Source organism: Planktothrix sp. FACHB-1365 (genome assembly GCF_014697575.1).
Lineage (GTDB): Bacteria > Cyanobacteriota > Cyanobacteriia > Cyanobacteriales > Microcoleaceae > Planktothrix.
In genome coordinates, this window is record NZ_JACJSC010000021.1 from 1 (window position 1) to 22,116 (window position 22,116).

The window sequence follows — 22,116 nt, forward strand, 5'->3', positions numbered from 1 at the left end:
ATAAGGTTTATAGCGATGGTGACGGTTCAGGTGCTATATCACTAGAAAAAATCACTCCCGATAAATATTCAGAAGTTCAACCCGTAGAAATTCCCCAAACAGAACCCGAAAATCCCCCGCCGTCAAAATCCAAAAAGTCAGAAATGACTCAAGCGGAAAAGGATTGCTGGTTTATAGAGAACTTTAGAAACAACTACGGGGAACTAGACCACTTTCAACGCTCGGCTGTTGACTTCATTAGTAGAACTACTGGTTTTACTCCCGTCTATGACTCTAAAGAAAAACTTCTTACTGGATGGGAGCAACTCAAGCCCAAGAGTCGTTATTATGTGGAAGTTTTAATCAGAGCTACGAATGAGGGGGAAAGATTAGTTAAAAAGATTCTGCCCCGATGGGGAATTACCCCGACTGAGTTAGGACTATCTGACCCCACACCTAAACCCGTAGAACCGGATGGTGATCAGATGTCATTGTTGTAGTGATTTAACTTTTTCCCTAGCTCAACTTCAGAGGAAATTAACTTTAATAGTTGTCCTCTGAAGTTGAGCCCTAGACTGGAAGAATTAGATTGACGGTGCTATCAAAATAATGCTTTTCAATAATAGAAACGCTGGTATCGCACCACTTAGCAACGCTGAGGGTAGGGACACTGCTGTTGACTTGTTCAGTGATGAAAGTATCACGACAAGAATAGGGGGTTGTATTCCGTTGAACAATAGGGTCAACAATTTTATCCCAAGCTCGTTGTGAAAAATTATTATAATTAATCGGACTACCTTCAGGACTAGGGAAAACTAAATCACTGGCATTAACATCATCAGGTTTGATAGAATCCATAAACTCTCTTAGAGCTTGATTCATGGGAAACTTTCTGACTTTATTATTTTTACTACCTTGATTTTTAATAACCTTCCCTCCTACTGTTGTAATAGATTCTTTAAAGGCAACATGATTGCTGTTTACACTCCCCCATTTCAAGCCAATAGCTTCACTTGGACGGCAACCTGTTAGGAATAGAAACTGAACTAACGGATAATAATGGCGGTAACTGTTACCCGGTATGACGTGATTACGAAAGGCTTCTAAGATTTTTTCCTTCTCTTCTTGAGTAAAGGCGTTAGGCTCTGGTTCGTTTCTTTCGTAGTTATCCTTAAACTCTTTTGCCATTCCGTCAAATGGGTTATCCCCCCTTAAAACTTTGGCTGATAATGCCCACTTAAACGCTGCATTGATTTGTTGCAAAACTTTCTTGGTGTAACCTTCAGAGGTATTGTTAACCAACCATTGACGCAACTCTAAAGCATGATAGGGAGAGGTTACACCAGACTTTTTAATCAGAGGCAAAATACACCGAGTTCTGTGGTGTAACGTGGCAATTTTCCAGGTCGGTTTTTTGTAATCAATAAATTTTTCATAAAGTTCAACCAGGTTAATGTCTGGATATAACTCTAAAACTTTCTTTTTGTAATGGTCAGTTTTATGACGGGGTTTGTACCGCTCCAATGTCACATCAAACTGATCAAATTTGATATCGGCATTAATGGCGGCGCAAATTTCCTCAGCCTTCTTAACCTCTAGTGGATTGTTGGATTTGAAACCGAGGGAAAAGTTCTTAGCCTTGCCATTAAACAGGCTACGGGGAAACACGATCCGCAAATATTCCCCGTTTTTTTCTACCCGTGCTAAACCCCTGGAGCGATAGGAGGATGTTTTCATTGAATTGTCCCGGTCAATACTCTACGTCGCTTCAATTGTCTCCAAAATGTCTCCAAAAGTCAAAAAGAATCAGAACACACTACCAGTTAAAAGCTTACAGGATGAAATTTACAGTGTTTTAAGAGTTTTGACCTTCTAAGTCGTCAGTCGGGGGTTCGAATCCCTCCACACCCGTTCAAAATCAAGCCTTTCAACCCCTGATTTTTCCCCAAATGTCAGAGCAGAATCTGATGCTCTATCCACTCATTCACTGATTTCTATCGAGCCCGGTACAGTTGAGCATTGTGTATAACCCTTCCTCTTCTACTTTGCGATCCCCCTTCCCATCCTGAAAAAATCCGTTATAATAAGTTGTAAGGTTGTGCTGCGACGTTGGTGGCTTGCCGATATGTTTTTTTGATCTATAGCTTTAAGAATACGGGAACTAAGAAAGTTACAGACGGCAGTAAACCGAGCTTGTACTCGGAAACTTTAAGTCTGGTCGAGGTGCCCACCTGGTTTTAACCAGGTCAAAAGCTGAGGCGACACGGCGTTGCGGTTAACCTTATCAGAATTTTATCGAAAATGTTGGGTTTAAAACCCCTAACTTCTAGTTAGGCTTGTTATTCAGTTTTGTGTTAAAATGTTCGAGGTCGTAAAAAACCCACCCTATCAAAGATACTCCGAAACCCAATAACAAGGTTGAAAGTCCTGTGGGGTTGACGATGAGAAAGGGGAAGCGGAGGTAAGGCAATGGTTCAGTCCAACCTTGAACGCATCAATTAACAAATTAAAAAAGTTTAACTGAGTGAACGAGGTTAAGCGTAGGTCGCCGGAGGGCATTCGGAGACTTTAAACGGACGTGGAGATTGGGTAAGACCTAAACACTTAGGCATTGATCTGTGAAGCGTCAACCCCATTCAGCGACCCTTGCGGCGTGGTGAAGAATCCACTCGCCTTTAGGCAGTGGAGGATGTCAAAGCCTTGATCAAAGGGTTGGGTTTAGCAACAACACCCAACCCTAAATTTTATTAAAATAAGAAATAACGCTGTGCCATCGGTAATATAGTTGCAGGTTCACAGGTTAATAATTGCCCATCTGCTTTGACTTGATAGGTTTCAGGATCTACGTCAATTTTTGGTAACGCATTATTTAATTTCATATCCGCTTTGCTAATATTTCGAGTTCCTGAAACCGCTACGCATTGTTTTTGTAACCCCAATTGTTCAGGAATTTTAGTGTCTAAAGCGGCTTGAGAAACAAAGGTTAAAGATGTCGAAGCGATCGCTTTTCCAAAACTTCCAAACATGGGGCGACTATGAACAGGTTGAGGTGTAGGAATACTAGCATTTGCATCTCCCATTTGTGCCCAAGCAATTAACCCGCCTTTAATCACTAATTCTGGTTTAACCCCAAAAAAAGCAGGTTTCCATAAACATAAATCGGCTAATTTTCCTTCTGCAATTGATCCGACATAATTAGAAATTCCATGAGTAATAGCAGGATTAATTGTATATTTAGCAATATAGCGTTTAACCCGAAAATTATCATGGGTTTCTTGAGAATTTTTAGACTCAGTTAATAGCCCCCGTTGCACTTTCATTTTATGGGCGGTTTGCCAGGTTCTAATAATACTTTCTCCCACCCGTCCCATCGCTTGAGAATCGGAAGAAATGATACTAAAAGCCCCTAAATCATGCAAAATATCTTCAGCAGCAATGGTTTCTCGACGAATTCGAGACTCTGCAAACGCCACATCCTCTGGAATATTTCGATCTAAATGGTGGCAAACCATTAACATATCCAGATGTTCTTCTAGGGTATTCATCGTATAGGGACGAGTAGGATTTGTAGAAGAAGGTAAGACATTTTTGAGGCTACAAACCTTAATAATATCGGGTGCATGACCGCCTCCGGCCCCTTCGGTATGATAGGTATGAATCACCCGATTTTTAAACGCTTCAATGGTGGTTTCTACGAATCCTGCTTCGTTTAATGTATCCGTATGAATGGCAACTTGCACATCATATTGATCCGCAATATTTAAACAAGTATCAATTGCAGCCGGTGTAGTTCCCCAATCTTCATGGAGTTTTAAACCCATCGCCCCTGCAACAATTTGTTCAACTAAACCTTGGGGTTGACTACTATTTCCTTTCCCTAAAAATCCTAAGTTCATGGGAAATGCTTCCGCCGCTTCTAACATTCGATAAATATTCCATGCACCCGGAGTACAAGTAGTGGCATTTGTTCCCGTTGCGGGGCCAGTTCCACCGCCGATCATTGTGGTAATTCCTGATGCAATGGCGGTTTCTATTTGTTGAGGACAAATAAAGTGAATATGACTATCAATTCCTCCCGCCGTGAGGATCATTCCTTCCCCTGCGATCGCTTCTGTGGCAGGGCCGATAATAATATCAATATGATCTTGAATATAGGGATTTCCGGCTTTGCCAATCTTATAAATTTTCCCATCTTTTATCCCTACATCCGCTTTAACAATGCCCCACCAATCAACAATTAAAGCATTTGTAATTACTAAATCGACTGCGCCATCTGCACGGGAAATTGGAGACTGTCCCATGCCATCCCGAATCACTTTTCCGCCGCCAAATTTAACCTCATCTCCATAAGTTGTATAGTCCCTTTCTACTTCAATGATTAATTCTGTATCCGCTAATCGAATGCGATCGCCCACTGTCGGCCCAAAGGTTTCTGCATAAGCTTGCCGATCCATTTTATAACTCATAAATCTTCCTGGGGTAATGATAAGTTTTCTAGGAATTCAACGAAGGGTTTAAAGCATTGAGGACATCTTTCAGCAAGATCCTGATAATTAGCTTGCCCTAAAATAAACGCTGGATCAACTTTTTTTACATAGGTTTTATTATACGCTTTAAATAATCTTTCAACAATTCTACTGGGTGGCTGATCATGATTTTGGTTTTCTACGGGAATTGTCCAAGAAATAGGGAAGTTCTGATTATTTCTCAAGCCTAGACGAGTTTTAAGTTGAGCCTCCGAGGCTAAAACTAAGGCTTCTAAGTCATATTTAAAGCAAAAAACCCTAAATCGTTCTATTAATCGCTGATCATTGATGCCTTGTCGAGTTAGTTCTTGATTAAACTGAGTCATTATCCCTGCTTCTAATTCTTGATAGGTTGTATGGGTAAACAGTCTATTTGGAGGGTATAAGTCAGGAATAACAACAACAATGGAATTAAGTTTACCTTTTAAAATATTAATTGCTTTTTTAGGAATTACCTCTAATAACTCTTGTTTTGCATCCCCACCTCTTTGATTATCCCTTCCTTTTCCTGAAAAAAACTGAATCTTAATACCCTGATTTTGCTTATTTTCAATAACTTGTTTGAATAATTGTTCCAGTGCAAATTTATCTGAATTTCCTTCTACATAAACAATCACTTCCATGTTAGTTGCTCCAATTCATCAGAACGATGTAATTTTTCGATTTCATCTGCTCCAAAATCTTCTAACATATCAGTTAATACCTTAAAATTACTGGGCTTTATAAATTTTGCTTCTCCCTGTTCTTTACGAATCACTGCAATTTTAGATAAATCAAACTGACTTAGGAAATAGGAAGAATGGGTTGCTAACAAAATTTGAGTCCGTTCTGATGCTTTCTCAAATAGTCCTGCTAAAATAGATAATGTCCGAGGATGTACCCCTTGATCCGGTTCATCAATACAGATTAAACTGGGAGGATTAGGATGTAAACAAAGGCAAACCCAGCAAATCAAACGTAAAATTCCATCGGATAAATCCGCTAAACTAATAGTTTCATCAACTCCCTTTTCTTGCCAAAATGCAATGACCTCGCCAGGGCCACCTCGCGCTTTTACCATTAAATTTTTAAACCCTGGAATCATTAATCTTAAAAAAAACTGCAATTCATTAAAAATTTCTTGATGTTCCGTTTGTAAATAAAATAAAACAGAACTTAGGTTTCCTGCATCTTCATGAAGAATCGGTTCCTGTTCAATTACAACTGATTTACGGATTTTTTGATTAGCAATATTAAAAGAGCTATAAAATCTCCAATTCTGAATATATTCTCTCAACTCGAATAATAATTCTAAACGTGGATTAGTGATTGTACTTAAAGCTAATTGATTGCGTTTAGATTGAATGTCTTGCTCAATTATTGTGTTTTCAAACCTTCCTGTTTCTGAATCTTGAACTCGCCCTTGATTCCCTTGAATATCCATGAAAATATAAGGGTTTTTATATTGATCACTAAAGGGTTTAGAGGAAACAACTTTTTCATGGGTAATTTGTGTTTTCCCCACAGGGCCGACCAGTTCACCTTGATAGAGGATAGAAATAGGTCTATTGGTATCAATTTCTAAATTCCATGTAAACTTTTCTGGCCCTGGAAGATGAAAAATTTGTTGACCGATTGATCCCTCTATAATTTCAGTGGGGATCTCTCGATACATACCATCTCGGAGAAATTTCAAAAATTCAAACAAACTGGATTTTCCAGCCCCATTAGCACCTACAATCACTTCCAAAGATTTAAAGTCAGCTTTAAACTCTTTAAAAGGACGATACCCTTTAATGTCAATCGATAATAATCTCATAATTAAGATTTACTGAGACAATCAATCATACAACTTTCACTCATCTATTCTACTTCTTTTTTTTACCTTTTTTGGTTTTATCTTTCTCTTTTTTAGATTTTTTATCGGATGGTTCTGATGGGATAGCTTCTAGTTGACCTTCCACTAACCCATTAAACCCATAAATCTCTCGACTTCCGGCTATTGTCACTAACTCGATTTCCCGTTCATCTCCCGGTTCAAATCTAACCGCAGTTCCCGCCGGAATATTTAACCGCATTCCTTTGGTTTGTTCCCGTGTAAATTTTAAGGCTTCATTAACTTCATAAAAGTGATAATGTGACCCTATTTGAATCGGGCGATCGCCAGTATTCGCTACTTTAACCTTTAAGGTGGGACGACCTGCATTCAGTTCTATTTCACCCGGTTTAACAATCATTTCCCCTGGAATCATGGGTTATTTCCTCTGAAGATGATTAGGATTCTCAATCAGAATACCATGTTTGCAGAATTATATGGTATTGTTTAATATTATTATCTAGGATAATTGCTGAATTAGCAAGAATAGCGGGATAAGAATAGATCGATATCAAGATTTTATTGATTTACAATAGAAATAAACCATGCTATCAATACCACTACTTGTCAAATAAAATGAATTTTCAACAGTTAGAAAAATAACTCAATAATTTAAAACCTGCTGAAAAACTCCTCCAGATCAGAACGATCAAAGTTAGAAATCTATCAACAGAATCAACATTATAACTTATAAAAATGTGATTGCTGTAATCCCGCAATGCCAATAATTTTCCTCTATTTCAGTAATGTTCCTGTTAGCATCTAAGTGTAATATTTTGTACTCTGTAATAATTGATTTCTTAAAAAATCAGTAAAAACACGCATGATAAATTTTATAAACTAAGATTATAATAATCAAGGACTTTATAATAGTATTTTACAAACTATGATAGAAGTATTAAATATAACTATATTTTCCTATATTTTAGGGATTTTTCCAATTATCTTAGGTGGGTTAGGAACTTGCGATGATCCTAACCCTGCACAGTGGTTGCTAATTATTTCATTAATTGCCGCTTCTGGTCTATTAGCTGTTGCTAGTAGTGCCGCAATTGTAGCTGTAGCAGCTACAATAATTCCTCTGATTATCGCTGGTGCAACTATCGCTGAAATAGCAGCAGCTATTACAGGTCATACTGCTCTAGCAGCAGGAACGTTAGAAATTTTAACTGGATTAGTTATCGCTATAAAAAATATACTGGGTTGCTAAGTCAATTTAGAATTAAACTTTCTAGGACTGATTTTTCAGTTCTATTCAATGAGTTAATTCTGTTAGGGTGCGTGTGGCTTCGCCTTACGCACCCTACGAGTTGGAGGGATTTAAGGGAGTTCCACATCGTTTACAAAAACGGGCATCTTTATCATGAACTGACCAGCCACAACCGACACAAATCGTATCAATATGATTGGATGCTTTAACTAATTGTTTAATTAAATCTCCTAATTGCCAAGGAATTAAAGCTATTCCGGTTAATATCATTAATATGGTTAAAAATCGCCCCATTTCTGATAGGGGGGTAACATCTCCAAACCCTACGGTTGTCATGGTGACAATGGAAAAATACACCGCATCTAAGAAGGTTTTAAAGATTTCTGGGTTAACAGGATGTTCAACTTGATAAATCAAGCCAGAAAATATAAAAATAATCGTTAATAGTGTAAAAATAATTCGAGCAAAAATAATCCCATCTTCAGTTTGAATTCTGAAAACAGATATTTTTACATCAATAAATCGGATTAATCGGAGAACTCTAAACCAACGGAAAATCCTTAAATAACTAATATTTAAAAACCTTAAAGATCCTTGTATTATAATCAATAAATCAATTAATGATAAAGGATCTAATACAAATTTCTTTTTATTTTCAGCCGCCCAAAATCGAATAACATACTCAATAGTAAATAAAATTAAAATAATAAAATCTAATAATTCTAAACGAGAACGAACATTGGGAGAAAGGGGATAGGTTTGAGCAATGAAACTGGCTAAGGAGATTAATATAATTCCCGTTAAGGTTAAATTTATAGTTTTCCCCAGGAGCGTTTCAATATCTTCTAAATAAAAGGCTACTTTCTTGCGTTTTTCTTCCCAAAAGTCTAAGTTAGATGGGGATAATTGTGGATCTTCCATAAATTTAAAGGATGCGATCGCCTATACAAACCGCTTTTAATCTGTGTTAATAATCTTTTTTCTTAAAAGCATGATAATTTTCTTCAGGATCTTCATCTTCTAACTCAAAATTTGTCTCAGAATAAAGTTCCAAGCGTTGAATATTTCGCTCTCTAAACTGATGAGAACTTCTACTCCCTGACAAACGATTTCCTGATCGGCGTTGGGACTCAGAGGGGGATGTTTTGCGAGTAAAGGTTTTCCACGCCACGCGAATTCCGGTGAAAATACTGCCTGTGGTAGATTGCAATTTTCTAGCTTGTTGTTTAGCGCTATCTAAGCCTAAATCCACTTGTTTAACCACTTGACTCGCGCTTTGTACCCCTTCGCTCACATCCTCCGTCAGTTCGGTAATTTCTAACCCGGTTAACCGAATCGATTCCAAAGTCGGTGGAAATTCACGGGAGAGAGTATCCGCTAATTTTTCCACACTTCTAGCTGCCCGTGCAATGGCTTGCAAGGCAGGTAAGGCAACAACAACAACAGCAGTAAGGCTGACTGCCACAAAAAATAGTGACAGTGCAAGCCAAAACAAAGGTTCAGTCACTTGATTTCCATCAATAACAGTTTGGGGTTTATTCGCCTTCAAAGTATAGCGATTTTTAGGCGCAATACCCCATTGTTAACGTTCCCGTATGATTTTTTGAGACTCTGGTAGATGGTTTTCAACTTCTAACTTCTGTTGGGTTTGTCGCTGTTGTTGGCTGGCTTCTAACCCGGCTGCAATGGATTCTTTAAGCCGAATTAAGGTTTCATCCCAATTGCGTAATGCAGACTCAGACAGTCGATTTGCCTGTAACTGAACGTTAGTGGATAGATCTTCTGCAAGTTCGGGTAAGGCATCGGCTGATTTTTTGAGTAACTTTCTCGTTTCTTTCCCAGAACGAGGGGCTACCAACAAACCGGCCACCGTACCCACGACAGACCCTAAGACAAAACCACCTAAAAATTGTCCTAACCGTTGATTTGACATATTGAACCGCAGTAGAAATTCTATCCCCGTACTCTATTTATTCTATTAAGAAAATGGTTATAATAACCACTAATCCCTGAAAGGGATTGAAACCAATCAAAATCAACAGACAAGATTACCGATTAGGGGGATGGGAGATTTTCAACCCCAAACTCCCCTTAAAAACCACCACCATAACACTTATAACTTGGATTTAGTGTGTTGGCAATTGGGACAGCTTATAGTTTGTTCTTATCACCATAACAGTTGCTATCATTAAGCGACTTCCAGACGATGGGGTGTTAAAGTTCGGGTTGTTAAAGTCATGGAATGATTATTTAAAATTTGATGAAGTTGTTCAGCTTCTTCATCGGTAAATTTTAGAGTTTGATCACCCAAAAAATTGACAACTAACGGACTGCCCATTTCATGAGTTAAACGTTGCCAACAAATCACTGCATCAAGGCTAAATCCAAAATTTTTAACTTGAATAAAACGTGACATGGTTATTCTCCTATTTCTAAAGTTATAGGGCAGATCCCTATAAAAATTAGGCTATGAATCTGTTAGCATTCTCTCCTAATGAAAAGACTTCTAAACAAGTTTGATCTTGCTTTCCTATTCTTCCTAATTGTCACAGATATACACATCTAACTTAGGAAAGATTTCCCTTCCCCCCTGATTAGAATCCTAAAACCCTCTGACAATACAATCTCAACGTTGTCAAATTCTGTTTGTGAATAAAAATTAATTTCTCAAAAATTGTATTAAAAAATACAACAGAATTTGGAAAAACCTATTGGCTTATGGCTTGAAGACGGCTATACTAGCAACACAAACGAATGATTAATCTATCTCGTTAGTAGCCCTCTATACTAAGGGTTCTTTCCGTTTTATGGTTTAATAACGGACTCGGCTTGTCGTTAGTTGGAATGGTGTATTGCGCTTACAAGGTCTATGAAAAATATTCTGGTTATTATTCATCAACCCACCACCGAAACAGGGCGGGTGGGACAAATTCTAACGTCCTATGGTTATAAATTGGATATTCGCCTTCCCAGTCAGGGGGATGCTTTACCCCATCATTTAGAAAAACATGAGGCTGTGATTGTTTTTGGGGGGCCCATGAGTGCCAATGATGAAAATACGTTACCTTATATTCGGACTGAATTGAACTGGATTTCCCTGGTTTTAGAGTCAAAAAAACCCTATTTAGGCATTTGTTTAGGGGCTCAACTGTTAGCCAAAGTGTTAGGGGCAAAAGTCTCGTTTCATCCTGAAGAAATTCGAGAAATTGGCTATTTTCCCATTACCCCAACCGTCGAAGGACAAGGTTATTTTAACGCTCTACAATACGTTTATCAATGGCATCAAGAAGGGTTTGAATTACCATCTGGCGCAGTCTTATTAGCAACGGGAAAAGATTTTCCTAACCAGGCATTTCGTTATGGGAAAACGGCCTATGGTTTGCAATTTCACCCAGAAATGACTGAAGAATTAATGAAACGGTGGATAGAGCGAGGAAGGGAACAATTAACCTTACCCGGAAGCCAATCTCTAACGGAACAACTTCATAAACATCATTTGTATGGAACTCAGGGGGAAAAATGGTTAAAAACCTTTCTTCCGAGTTGGATAAATTCGATTCACCCAGAACAAAACTTGCTGTTAGAAAGACGTTCGGCTTAATTTAAAATAAAATTAGATCAGTTATTAGTTACAACAGTGGTAGCAAAGACTAATACAGCAAACCTAGACTTGTGTTCCTCCTTTTCCTCCTGTTCCCTGTTCCCAGTTAAGCTGTTCCCTGTTCACTAATATAATGTAAACACCATTGGTTTTTGCCATTATTTTTAGCTTTATAAAGGGCTTTATCCGCTTCAGAAATTAACACTTCAGGAGAAGACTGTAACTCAGGAATTTGACTCGCAACCCCTAAACTCACTGTAACATATTTCTCGACTAAAGAAGTCTTATGAGGGATCTGAAGTTGTTGCACTTCCATATTAATTCGAGTTGCTACTTGTGAGGCATCAAATAAGGCGGTGTGGGGTAAAATAACCGCAAATTCTTCTCCACCATAACGCGCCACCACGTCAAACCCATTTCTAACGGCTGTTTTAATCGCTTGAGCTACTTGTTGTAAACAGTCATCTCCTTTTTGATGGCCGTAGGTGTCGTTATAGTTTTTAAAGTAATCAATATCGCATAAAATTAATGCTAAAGTGGTTTCAGTTATTAAATGTTGATTCCATACAGATTTCAGACATTCATTAAACCAATATCGATTGGCTAATTTAGTTAAACTATCTGTAATTGCCATGTGTTTTAATTCTTTATTAACCTCTTGTAATGTAATTTCAATCCGTTGACGTTCTTCAATTTCGGTTTTTAATTGTTGCATCGTCAATTCTAAGCGTCGGCTATTGGCTTCTAATAAACAACTATATTGAATCCCTTGAGAAACTTCTGCTAACATATCAATCACTAAATCCGCTTGCGGAAAATTTTTTAACTCCTCCACTCCTAACCAAGGTAAAGGTTTAATTAAATCGGGACTTTTCCAAATAATTTCAAACTGTTTAGATTCGGTTACTCGACCCATATAACAATGTTTCCATAAATGATGATTAGATTCAACTTTAACCCGTCCTCCCGGTGCTTCAAAGGTTTGATTATAAGCAGCTTTTTTAACAAGATCTGTTTCAAAACTATTGGCTTTTTCTACAGCATTTTTCCAAAGATAAACTTGAAAATAAGCAGCTTCAATGGGGTCAGAAGTCACTCGCTCGGTTCCATATAAAGCTTTAAAATTATTCACAAATTCTTGATTATGGGGGCTATTTAAGCTTTGAAAATAACTCCAACAAGCATAATGACCCATACTCGCTTCACCCATACTCTGAACCTCTGATTCTGAAACACTCACTGCTACAATGGGCATCTCTGAGGGTGAAATTCTAGCTTCATAATAAGCTTGATAGAAATAGAAATTACTATCCCCATTTAAAGTATTAAAAATGACATCGGGTTTTAATTTTTTGATTTCATCAATAATATCGAAAAATCTTTTATCTCCCAAAGTAAAATAGTGTTCTCCAACAACAGTTCCGCCTTTTTGTTTCAGAAGGGACTTAATTAATTTATGGGCTGTCCGAGGAAATACATAATCTGCACCTAATAAATAAAATCGTTTTCCTAGGTTTTGGAGTACCCAACTCACCGCAGGTTGAATTTGTTGATTTAAACAGGAACCGGTATAAAAAATATTAGGAGAAGATTCTAACCCTTCATATTGAACAGGATACCAAAGTAAAACATTATATTCTTCCATTAAAGGTTTCACTGCTTTTCGAGAAGCCGATGTCCAACAGCCAAATATTGTGCTGACTTGATCGATTTCTAGTAATTTTTGGGCTTTTTTTTCAAACACTAAAATATCAGACGCACCATCTTCAATTACGGGTTCAATTTCATATCCTAAAATCCCTCCTTGAGCATTTATTTCTGTAATTGCCATTAAGGTTGATTCTAACAAGGGGGTTGCACTCATTGCCATGGTTCCGCTTAAGGAATATAAAAGACCAACTTTTATTTTTTTCATAGGTTTTAATATCCTTTAGAATCTCATAAAGTCTGGTGTTACTAAGAATCTGAACATCAATCATTACATCGGTTTAATTTTGACAGAAAGCGGATCAATTTTTAGTTCGTTTGAATACCCTTAATCAGAAGAGAAAAGGTGTTAACGAGTTTCTAGGGTTAACTCATACTCAAAAGGTTGAGAAGAGTTAGACACAACTACAAATTCATAATCTCCCGAATCTTGTAAGCGACCTGACCAACGAGTCTTAGGAGAATCTTCTAATAAAGATTGGGATTTTTGTGTTATACCAGGGGTATAAATTGAAAGTAACGTTGAGGGTTTTGGAGACTTGAGACGGACTTGCAAAATTTGATTTTTATTAAAGCGAGCAATATAGGCTTTTCCTTCTCCGGGTTTTAGGGTTTCTTTTAACGTTTTTCGAGTTTTTTGCGAGGCAAATTCCACTCGTTCCCAAGTTAATCCCGCTTGTAACTGATGAACAACATCATCGGTAAAAGCTTGCCAAACTTGTCCTATGGGCAACTCTAATAAATTGGCTGTTCTTGATTGTTCAGGAAATAAATAGAAAAATTTGACATCTGCTAAATCATACAAGGATTGACTACTTAACTGTAACTGATTAACGGTTGCTTTCCAGTGATCAAGATCATCCAAACGATAGGTTCCTAATTTCAGCCGAGATTCCTCACTTAATTGTCCCAGACGTTGCAAGAATTCATCGGCAATTTGATGCCATCGTTGTCGCCAAATGGCATCGGAGGAACTATCTGTTAAGGTTCTTCCTTGTTGTTCAGGATAGCGAGTATAAAATTCTTCATTCACTAAATTAACAAAAAAGTTAAAATTAATCCCTAATAAACGTCTTTCATCCCTTAAAGCTTCTTGTCGTTCTTGTTCTGTCCCCGGAATTTGATGTAAATCTGCATAATGGTTTAACCAATAGCGTCCTCCTAACCACCCGAACCCTCCCAGGATTAAAATTGAAACAAATATTAATAAAGGCATTTTAAGACCCGCAGATATTCTTCCTGGAGTGGGAGAAACTTGGGGAGATAAACTTTGGTTTTGGGTTAAGGAAACTGTTCCCTGAGTCAGGGGAGTCGAGGGTTTTGGCAAAGACTGAGTTAGGGGAGAATTTAGGGTTGAAAGCGCTGCTAGAACATCCTGAGCCGATGGAAAGCGATCGCTTTGATGATACGCTAACATTTTCTCTAAAATAGCCCCAAATTCTGGGCTTAAATTTGTGTATTTTTTCCAATTCCAAATTAACGTTTGGGGATCAATTAATTGTTGAGGTTCCTTTCCCGTTAATAACACAAATAGGGTGGCTGCTAACCCATATAAATCACTGTGGGGATAAACCCTTCCTAAACGCATTTGTTCATCGGGAGCATACCCAACTTTTCCTAAGCGAGTGGGGGTCGGATTTTGACCTTGTTGTGCGGCTAATTCTGATTCAACTTTAGCTTGAATTAATTTAACACCCCCGAAATCAATTAATATGGGTAAACCGTCTAATTGACGTTGAATAATATTGTCAGGGGAAATATCTCGATGAATTACACCATAGCTGTGAATATAGTCCAAAACGGGTAACAGTTGGAGTAAAAATTGAATCATTTCTGCTTCGGTAAAGGGCAAGCCTTGGCGTAAGCGTTGATTCAATAAACTCCGATAATTCAATCCTTCAACATAATCTTGGACTAAAAATAAATAGCCTTTATTATCAATGGTTTCTCGAAATAACTCTCGAAACTGAGGAATTTGAGGATGTTTCAATTTATAAAGAATTTCCGCTTCCCGTTCAAATAATTCCTGAGATTTTTTTAAGGCAAAACTTCCTTGTACCTGGGGGGCAAATTCTTTTAAAACACAAAGTTCATCAAACCGATGTTGGTCTTGTGCTAAATAGGTGCGTCCAAAACCTCCATGTCCTAACTCACGGACAATGGTGTAATGGTTTCTCAGAACAATACCGGGGTAAATTAATTGACTCATTCGATGTTAGGGTAAAAAAAGGAGTGTTAAACGGTTCAAATCTGTCTAAATTGAGAGTAGCAATTTATTGGGACTGTAACATGGGCCAACTCAGAGACGAACAACGCCAACGAGCAATTTCAGCGTTAAACGGCTTTTTATCTACACCCTTATCTGATTTAATTCAACCCTCGCCAGATAGAGGGGTTACTTCTGTTTTACAATTATTTCAACAGGTTGTCACAACTGTTCCAGCTTATCAAGGATTTTTAGCAGAATATTATCAGTCTATTCCTAACATTCAAACCCTTGAAGATTTTCAAACCCTTCCTGTAATTACTAAAGAAAATTATTTACGCTCCTATTCATTATCCCAATTGTGTCGTTATGGACAATTAGAAACCTGTGATTTAATTGCTGTTTCTTCTGGTTCCACGGGAAACCCGACCTTTTGGCCCCGGTTTATTAGTGATGAATTGCAAATTGCGACTCGGTTTGAACAGATTTTTTATGATAGTTTTCAAGGGGATCAACGTCGGACTTTAGCGGTTATTTGTTTTACCTTGGGAACCTGGGTTGGCGGACTGTATACAACGGCTTGTTGTCGTCATTTAGCCACAAAAGGCTATCCCATTACGGTTATTACCCCTGGAAACCAAAAATTAGAAATCTTTCGTGTAATTCGAGAATTAGGGGAACAGTTTGAGCAGGTGGTTTTATTAGGCTATCCTCCGTTTATTAAAGATGTTATTGATACGGGAATTGCTGAAGGGATAGCATGGCAAAAGTATCACGTTAAATTGGTTTTTGCAGGAGAGGTTTTTAGTGAAGAATGGCGCAGTTTAGTCGGGGAACGAGTTGGCTCAACTCAACCGTATTATGATTCGGCAAGTTTATATGGCACAGCAGATGCAGGGGTTTTAGGGAATGAAACCCCGTTAAGTATTTGTATTCGTCGGTTTTTAGCTGAACAGCCAGATATTGCTAAACAATTATTTGGAGAATCTCGATTACCAACTTTAGTACAATATGACCCCAAAAGTCGATTTTTTGAAGTCCAAAAGCAGGAAGATTCGACAACGGGAACCTTATTATTTTCAGGAGATAATGGCATTCCTTTAATCCGTTATCATATTGCAGATCAAGGCGGAATTATTCAATTTCAGGAGATGTTAGACTTTTTAAAACAATATAATTTTGACCCTATTTCAGAATTACAGAAATTAGGAAATCGAGGGATTCATCAATTACCTTTTGTGTTTGTGTTTGGGCGATCGCAATTTGTAATTTCCTATTTTGGGGCAAATATTTATCCTGAAAATGTTACTGTAGGGTTAGAACAACCTTTAATAAAAGAGTGGGTAACGGGTAAATTTGTCATGTCTGTGATAGAAGATTCTGATCAAAATCGATTTCTGTCAGTGGTGGTAGAATTAGCTCCCGGTGTTGAAGAAACAGAACATAAAAAAGAAGCGATCACCACTTCTATTTTAACCCAATTAAAACGCCTCAATAGCGAATTTGCTAATTATGTCCCCCCCGAATATCAAACCCCTCAAATTACCCTCAAATTAACCGGAGATCCTGAATATTTTCCCCTAGGAGTAAAACATCGTTACACCCGGAAATAGTAGGACAGGGGAATAGGGGTTTGAGAGCCTACTTTTAGACCCATATCCCGCCCCTACCCGTTAACCATCCAGGTCAACCCCTGACTGTTTCCAAATAACTCCAGAAGGTATTTTGTAATAACATCGCAACGGTCATGGGGCCAATACCGCCGGGAACTGGGGTAATAGATTGGGCGATGGGTTGAACACTGTTGAAATCGACATCCCCGACGAGGCGAGATTTACCGTTAGCATCGGTTATTTTATTAATCCCAACATCGATAACAATAGCACCCGGTTTCACAAAATCCGCCGTGATCATTTGCGGACGTCCAACGGCTCCCACTACAATATCAGCATCACGGGTAATTTTGGCTAAATCTTTCGTTTTTGAATGGGCAATTGTTACGGTACAATCTGCTTCTAAGAGCATTAACGCCATCGGTTTTCCGACTAAAATACTGCGACCCAAAACAACAGCGTGTTTGCCTTTTAACTCAATATTATACTCTTCAAATAGTCGCATAACTCCGGCGGGAGTACAACTTCTTAACCCCTTTTCTCCTCTGGCTAACCGTCCTAAATTTTCCGGGTGTAAACCATCAGCATCTTTTTGGGGATCAATTTCATACAATAACCCAACAGCATCTAAATGGGGAGGTAAAGGTAACTGTACTAAAATTCCATCCACCTGTTGATTTTGATTCAAGGTATGAATCGTTTGGGTGAGTTCTTCTTGAGAAGTTTCTGCGGGAAAATGTTGACCAAAGGAAGCAATACCAACCTTAGCACAAGCTTGTTCTTTATTGCGAACATACACCGCACTGGCTGGGTTATCTCCCACCATAATTACCGCTAAACCGGGAGGACGCCCTACTTTCGCTTCCCACGTTTGGACTTGTTCTTGAAGTTCAGCTTGGATTTTTTTCGCTGTAGATTTACCGTCTAATAGATTATCCATAATTCGTTGTCTTGTCGTTCACTCTATTGCAATCGTCTCTATTTTTAGCAGTTAAGCTAGGATTGGAGATAATTTTACCTATAAATTTAATCTTTTTCTCACGAAAGGTTATAGGCTTGAGAAAAGAATTTTATTTGAGATTCCAGACTCTATGACCCTTGCATTTCCAGTGAAGTTCACCCCAAGGTTGCCCCTGAGTATTGTACTACTATTTGTGACCGGATTAGTCGGTTGTGGGAGTATTACCCCTTCGGAAACTTGGATTAATTTGAACACCGCTAAAATTGATCAGCTTCAACAACGGCAGAAAATCGGTGCTAAAGTTTATCTACGAGGTAAAGTGGAAAGCCATGCACCATTTTTAGGTGCAGGTGCTTATCAACTCCAAGATAATACAGGTTCTATTTGGGTCTTCACAACTCAACCCTTACCCCCCCTTAACCAAGACTTATTAATTCAGGGTAAAGTCGAATATAAAAGTATTTTACTGAAAGATATGAAAGGTAAAGATATTGGAGAAGTTTATCTTAAAGAAATTAAACGAGAATAACTGATAACTGATGACTGATAACTGATAACTGATGACTGATAACTGATAACTGATGACTGATAACTGATAATTATGATTCAAGTTTCTTTGGCAATTCTTTATCGAGATGGAAAGTTTTTATTTCAATTGCGAGATAATATTCCTGGCATTGTTCATCCGGGGGTTTGGGGATTATTTGGCGGACATTTGGAAGGGGAAGAAACGCCAGAATTATGCTTGAAACGGGAATTAATCGAGGAAATTGGTTATCAAGTTTCTGATTTAGTTCTGTTTAAAGAGTATGGTGATTCTCAGGTTAATCGTTTTGTTTTTTATGCTCCTTTAACGGTTGATTTAAGTCAATTAGTCTTAAATGAAGGATGGGATATGGGTTTGTTAACCACCGAGGATATTAAAGCTGGAAAATGTTATTCTCACAAAGCCGGAATGGTGAGGTTAATCGGAACTCCTCATCAAAGGATTTTGTTAGATTTTATCGCTCAGAAGTTAATTTAACCGACAATGGGAACACTGCCATCATCGGGTAAAATAGAACGGGGATTAATAGATTCGCCATTGGGTTGACGCACTTCAAAATGCAGATGAATGGAATAGCCTCCGCCATCAATTTCTAATCCTTCATACCCAAACCCTGAACCTCCCCGGATTCCTATAAATTGACCTTTGGTAATATTTTGACCCACTTTAACCCGAATCGATTGTAAATGAAAATAAACGTGTTCCCAACCATTAGAACGTTTAATATAAATTGCCCGACCTTCTGCACCACTGCAATCATTTTTAATATAATCCACAACACCATCACTGGCAGCATAACATTCATCGGGTGTGTATCCGCCAATATCAACTCCTGCATGAAGTCTGCCTCTCGCATAACCAAATTCTGCCCTTGACCCCATACTGGTTCCTGTCATCGGCCATATCCACTCGGAATTAGAAGCAGCAAAGGAAGCGGAAGAAACTGAACGAGATGCGCTTAATTTTTCATCGGTTTCTAAGAGTTTAACTTGATGAGCCAGAACAAACCAAGTGGTCATATTTTTGGGTTTTGGAGATAAGAAGTTAACCTGTAAATGGTTATCTTCTGCCTCTGAATAACTGTCTATCTCAAATATGGTATCACAATGAACGCAGATTTTCTCATTATCAGAAATTGCTTCAGCAGCAATAGGATGAAGCTTAAAAACAGTATGTTCTAAAACTTGTAATTTCATCGTAACTTATTTCCTATGATCTTGTTTTTATAAACGGTATTAAAGCGGGAATTAAATATTGGGTTAAGGTATAGGCATCAACCCCTAATTCCGTGCGTTCTTTTGCTGCTAGAATTCCAGCTTGAGAATGCCACCAAACCGCAGTATTAACAATTGATTCTATCGGTTTTTCTGCTAAAATGATAGGGGGTAACAGCCCTCCTATTAATCCCGTTAAAACGTCACCGCTTCCCCCTCGACCTAAAGCAGGGGTACTATCAGGATTAATCCAAACTTGATTCGGGGTAGCAATACAGGTTCTTGCTCCTTTTAAGACTATGATTGTATTTGTTAATTCGGCGGCTTGTTTGGCTAAAGTTATTTTATTTTTTTCTAATTCCATTAATTCAGGAAACAGACGTTTAAATTCTCCTAAATGAGGGGTTATAATCGTGGGAAATTGACGAGAAGATAGGGTAAAAAAGGGATTGAGTTTAGATAAAATATTGAGAGCATCTGCATCTAAAATAATCGGACAATTTGCTGTTAAAATCGTTTCGACAATAGGTTGAGCTTCTGGGGTTAATCCAGGGCCACAGGCAATAGTTTGATAACGTCTTAAATCGATGTCTTCTGGAAGTTTGAGAATAGCTCCATTTTCGGTTTCAGGACAACCCATAATTAAGGCTTCTGGTAATACCGAACTGAGTAAGGATTTAATCGAATTCGGAACAGCAATGGATAACATTCCAATCCCGCTTGCTCTAGCTCCTAGTCCGGCTAAAATAGCGGCTCCTGTATATTGTTTTGAACCTGCTATGATTAATAAATGACCGTTTTTATATTTATGGGAATTGGCAGAACGGGGGAGGGGTAAACTGTGAATTGCTGTTGAGGAAGTGATACGATTTAGACAGGGAGATTCCCCTAGAATTGCAGTAATATCTGTTAAGGGAATATCAAAATCAATCAGTTCTGCTATTCCTATATAATCTAATCCGACCTCTTGTAAAAAGGCTTGTTTCCATAACCCTAAACACAGAGTTAAATCAGCGCGAATTGCTGTTCCTAATATTTCTCCAGTATCGGTATGAATTCCCGATGGTAAATCAATACTAATAACCCATTTGTTCCAAGTATTAATAGTGTCAATAGCGTTAGCAAGTTCTCCAGTGATAGGTCGTTCTAAACCAAATCCAAATAAGCCATCAATTAAAACATCACAGGTTTGTAATTCCTCAATATTAGAAGCAATAGGAATTCCTAAACTAACGGCATAGTTAGCATGAGCCTCGGTTAATTCTTTTCGTTTAGAAAAATGGCTATAAATAATAATAGAATAACCGAGAAAATACAATTCTCTAGCGACAACTAACCCATCGCCACCATTATGTCCTGGCCCTACTAATATCCCGATTTTATTCGAGGAGGTTATTGAGTTTTCCGATAAAAACTTCTGTAAGCGTTGGGTAATTTTAAGAGCCACTTTTTCCATTAACGCAGCCACAGGCATTCCCGCAGAAAAAATTCGATTTTCAATAGTTTGCATTTGTTCTGCGGTGACAACAATTTGTTGAAGTTTTTCGGATCTTATTTCAGAATTCATAACATTATAAACTATGTAATATTACCCTATTATAATATCGTAGGGGGGCGGGGTTTTCCCGCCCAAAATTATCTCCCAAAATAAATCGTAGCACGAGGTAATCCTGAACTTTTGAGGTAATTTTCCCATTGTTGTGCTAACTGTTGATTGGCAAAGGGGCCAACAGCAACGAAAGGATTAGAAGCGGCTTGTTGCATCTGAACACTTTGGGAAGGAACACCCAACGCCACAATATTTTGAGCCATAGTAACCAGTTGATTTCGTTGACTGGGAATTAAGATAAAATAACCGTTGGTATTGCCTAAACCTAAATTAAAATTAGGCTGAGTTGGCGGATTAGGAATTGTGGGAATACTAGCTAAAAACGCTTGTAATTGTGCTGTACTATTAATAATAGTCGAAGAAATTCCAGCTAAAGCTAACCTTTGTTGGAGTTGATTGGCATTAGACAAATTAACAAAACTTCCCGCTTGAATCACAGATTGCCCTTGATAATTTAAAGTTGTTGCATTCGGAGAAATTTGTCGGACTGCATTTAAAGAAGCCGTCGTTGGACTGACAAAAATTTGATACAATCCTAAATCCGTTGTCACCGGAACTTGACCGGGAGGAATAGAAGTGGTAATCACTTTTACATTCGTTTGGTCTAGGGGAATAATCATCGGATTTACCGTTACCGGATTATTAAAATCTTCTCCGGTTTTAAAGTTAATAATATTCCCTTGAACGCCTTGTTGTTTTAAGGTTTCAATCAGTTGTTGAGCTTCACTTTGATTAAAATAAATTCCTAGATCAATAATGCTACGATTATTATAGCGTTGCATCATCGCTCCGGGTTGAACTTGTTGCACAACTTCTAATAATAAAGGACTCTCACCATTGACATAAACCCCATAGCGTTGTTCAGCTAAAACTGGGTTGGCTATCCATCCATATCCCCCCAATAGCATTAGGGTAGAAAATAGGGGAATTTTCAATAAAAAATTGATCAACCCATTTGTTTTTTTCTGTATTACAATAGAATAGACTGACATTTTAACGTCCTCCCGGTTTGAGTGGGTTTGATTGATGTTAGCAGGTTAGCCAGTAATGTTGATCAAAACTGGCAGATTAGTCAACATTAAAGTTAT

General features: G+C 38.1%; 20 protein-coding genes, 1 other RNA gene and 1 pseudogene. 7 read left to right on the plus strand and 15 right to left on the minus strand.

What is annotated here, in order from left to right; genetic code table 11:
• The coding region (locus H6G57_RS19470) for a hypothetical protein (RefSeq protein ID WP_190521500.1) at positions 1-479 on the plus strand (479 nt) is incomplete at its 5' end.
• A gap of 70 nt (positions 480-549) precedes the next feature.
• Here H6G57_RS19470 and H6G57_RS19475 read toward each other — a convergent pair.
• Positions 550-1,716, minus strand: coding sequence for a tyrosine-type recombinase/integrase (locus tag H6G57_RS19475; RefSeq protein WP_190521502.1), 1,167 nt, complete (start codon positions 1,714-1,716; stop codon positions 550-552).
• Positions 1,717-2,074: 358 nt separating this feature from the next.
• Between H6G57_RS19475 and ssrS the strand changes: the two genes are divergently transcribed.
• Positions 2,075-2,261: non-coding RNA, 6S RNA (gene ssrS, locus H6G57_RS19480), on the plus strand.
• A gap of 465 nt (positions 2,262-2,726) precedes the next feature.
• On the opposite strand, the gene ureC is transcribed toward ssrS, so the two are convergent.
• From ureC to H6G57_RS19500, 4 genes and pseudogenes are all read right to left on the minus strand, one after another.
• Positions 2,727-4,445: an urease subunit alpha gene (ureC, locus tag H6G57_RS19485; RefSeq protein ID WP_190521504.1), complete on the minus strand. Its 1,719-nt coding sequence runs from the start codon at positions 4,443-4,445 to the stop codon at positions 2,727-2,729.
• A complete protein-coding gene (locus H6G57_RS19490; protein ID WP_190521505.1) occupies positions 4,442-5,128 on the minus strand; it encodes a DUF4276 family protein in 687 nt (228 codons plus the stop codon). The genes ureC and H6G57_RS19490 overlap by 4 nt, the downstream gene beginning before the upstream one ends.
• Positions 5,119-6,303 carry an AAA family ATPase gene (locus H6G57_RS19495; protein WP_190521507.1) on the minus strand — a complete coding sequence of 395 codons (1,185 nt, stop codon included), beginning with the start codon at positions 6,301-6,303 and terminating at the stop codon, positions 5,119-5,121. The genes H6G57_RS19490 and H6G57_RS19495 overlap by 10 nt, the downstream gene beginning before the upstream one ends.
• A 127-nt stretch (positions 6,304-6,430) precedes the next feature.
• A pseudogene (locus H6G57_RS19500) lies at positions 6,431-6,736 on the minus strand (urease subunit beta); the annotation flags it as partial.
• Positions 6,737-7,246: 510 nt separating this feature from the next.
• On the opposite strand from H6G57_RS19500, the gene H6G57_RS19505 reads away from it, so the two are divergent.
• A complete protein-coding gene (locus H6G57_RS19505) occupies positions 7,247-7,570 on the plus strand; it encodes a hypothetical protein (RefSeq protein WP_190521511.1) in 324 nt (107 codons plus the stop codon).
• 93 nt (positions 7,571-7,663) lie between these two features.
• Here H6G57_RS19505 and H6G57_RS19510 read toward each other — a convergent pair whose 3' ends face one another.
• The 4 genes from H6G57_RS19510 to H6G57_RS19525 form a co-directional block, all read right to left on the minus strand.
• Positions 7,664-8,491, minus strand: coding sequence for an ion transporter (locus H6G57_RS19510; RefSeq protein WP_190521513.1), 828 nt, complete (start codon positions 8,489-8,491; stop codon positions 7,664-7,666).
• 46 nt (positions 8,492-8,537) lie between these two features.
• Complete coding sequence (locus H6G57_RS19515) at positions 8,538-9,077, minus strand: DUF948 domain-containing protein (protein WP_309235982.1); 540 nt, start codon at positions 9,075-9,077, stop codon at positions 8,538-8,540.
• Positions 9,078-9,152: 75 nt separating this feature from the next.
• Positions 9,153-9,503 (minus strand): YtxH domain-containing protein, encoded by a 351-nt coding sequence (locus H6G57_RS19520; RefSeq protein ID WP_190521515.1) that lies wholly within the window; start codon positions 9,501-9,503, stop codon positions 9,153-9,155.
• A 255-nt stretch (positions 9,504-9,758) separates the two neighbouring features.
• A complete protein-coding gene (locus tag H6G57_RS19525; RefSeq protein ID WP_072718870.1) occupies positions 9,759-9,986 on the minus strand; it encodes a hypothetical protein in 228 nt (75 codons plus the stop codon).
• A gap of 453 nt (positions 9,987-10,439) precedes the next feature.
• On the opposite strand from H6G57_RS19525, the gene H6G57_RS19530 reads away from it, so the two are divergent.
• Positions 10,440-11,171 (plus strand): glutamine amidotransferase, encoded by a 732-nt coding sequence (locus tag H6G57_RS19530; RefSeq protein ID WP_190521517.1) that lies wholly within the window; start codon positions 10,440-10,442, stop codon positions 11,169-11,171.
• 106 nt (positions 11,172-11,277) lie between these two features.
• Here H6G57_RS19530 and H6G57_RS19535 read toward each other — a convergent pair whose 3' ends face one another.
• Together H6G57_RS19535 and H6G57_RS19540 are read right to left on the minus strand one after the other, a co-directional pair.
• Positions 11,278-13,086 carry a transporter substrate-binding protein gene (locus H6G57_RS19535; protein WP_190521519.1) on the minus strand — a complete coding sequence of 603 codons (1,809 nt, stop codon included), beginning with the start codon at positions 13,084-13,086 and terminating at the stop codon, positions 11,278-11,280.
• A gap of 141 nt (positions 13,087-13,227) precedes the next feature.
• Positions 13,228-15,087: a serine/threonine-protein kinase gene (locus H6G57_RS19540; protein ID WP_190521521.1), complete on the minus strand. Its 1,860-nt coding sequence runs from the start codon at positions 15,085-15,087 to the stop codon at positions 13,228-13,230.
• Positions 15,088-15,167: 80 nt separating this feature from the next.
• Here H6G57_RS19540 and H6G57_RS19545 point away from each other — a divergent pair, with 80 nt between their 5' ends.
• Complete coding sequence (locus tag H6G57_RS19545; RefSeq protein ID WP_190521523.1) at positions 15,168-16,697, plus strand: phenylacetate--CoA ligase family protein; 1,530 nt, start codon at positions 15,168-15,170, stop codon at positions 16,695-16,697.
• Positions 16,698-16,770: 73 nt separating this feature from the next.
• Here the strand turns inward: H6G57_RS19545 and folD are convergent, their stop codons facing one another.
• Positions 16,771-17,637: a bifunctional methylenetetrahydrofolate dehydrogenase/methenyltetrahydrofolate cyclohydrolase FolD gene (gene folD / locus H6G57_RS19550; protein ID WP_190521525.1), complete on the minus strand. Its 867-nt coding sequence runs from the start codon at positions 17,635-17,637 to the stop codon at positions 16,771-16,773.
• 151 nt (positions 17,638-17,788) lie between these two features.
• Here folD and H6G57_RS19555 point away from each other — a divergent pair, with 151 nt between their 5' ends.
• Both H6G57_RS19555 and H6G57_RS19560 read left to right on the plus strand, forming a co-directional pair.
• Positions 17,789-18,187: a hypothetical protein gene (locus H6G57_RS19555; RefSeq protein WP_072718865.1), complete on the plus strand. Its 399-nt coding sequence runs from the start codon at positions 17,789-17,791 to the stop codon at positions 18,185-18,187.
• A gap of 72 nt (positions 18,188-18,259) precedes the next feature.
• A complete protein-coding gene (locus tag H6G57_RS19560; protein WP_190521528.1) occupies positions 18,260-18,682 on the plus strand; it encodes an NUDIX hydrolase in 423 nt (140 codons plus the stop codon).
• Here H6G57_RS19560 and H6G57_RS19565 read toward each other — a convergent pair.
• The 3 genes from H6G57_RS19565 to H6G57_RS19575 all read right to left on the minus strand — a co-directional run bounded on the left by H6G57_RS19565 (position 18,679) and on the right by H6G57_RS19575 (position 22,020).
• Positions 18,679-19,401 carry a M23 family metallopeptidase gene (locus H6G57_RS19565; protein ID WP_190521530.1) on the minus strand — a complete coding sequence of 241 codons (723 nt, stop codon included), beginning with the start codon at positions 19,399-19,401 and terminating at the stop codon, positions 18,679-18,681. The genes H6G57_RS19560 and H6G57_RS19565 overlap by 4 nt on opposite strands.
• Before the next feature lie 13 nt (positions 19,402-19,414).
• Positions 19,415-20,986 carry an NAD(P)H-hydrate dehydratase gene (locus H6G57_RS19570; RefSeq protein WP_190521532.1) on the minus strand — a complete coding sequence of 524 codons (1,572 nt, stop codon included), beginning with the start codon at positions 20,984-20,986 and terminating at the stop codon, positions 19,415-19,417.
• Positions 20,987-21,054: 68 nt separating this feature from the next.
• Positions 21,055-22,020: an SPOR domain-containing protein gene (locus H6G57_RS19575; protein WP_190521534.1), complete on the minus strand. Its 966-nt coding sequence runs from the start codon at positions 22,018-22,020 to the stop codon at positions 21,055-21,057.
• Positions 22,021-22,116 lie beyond the last annotated feature (96 nt).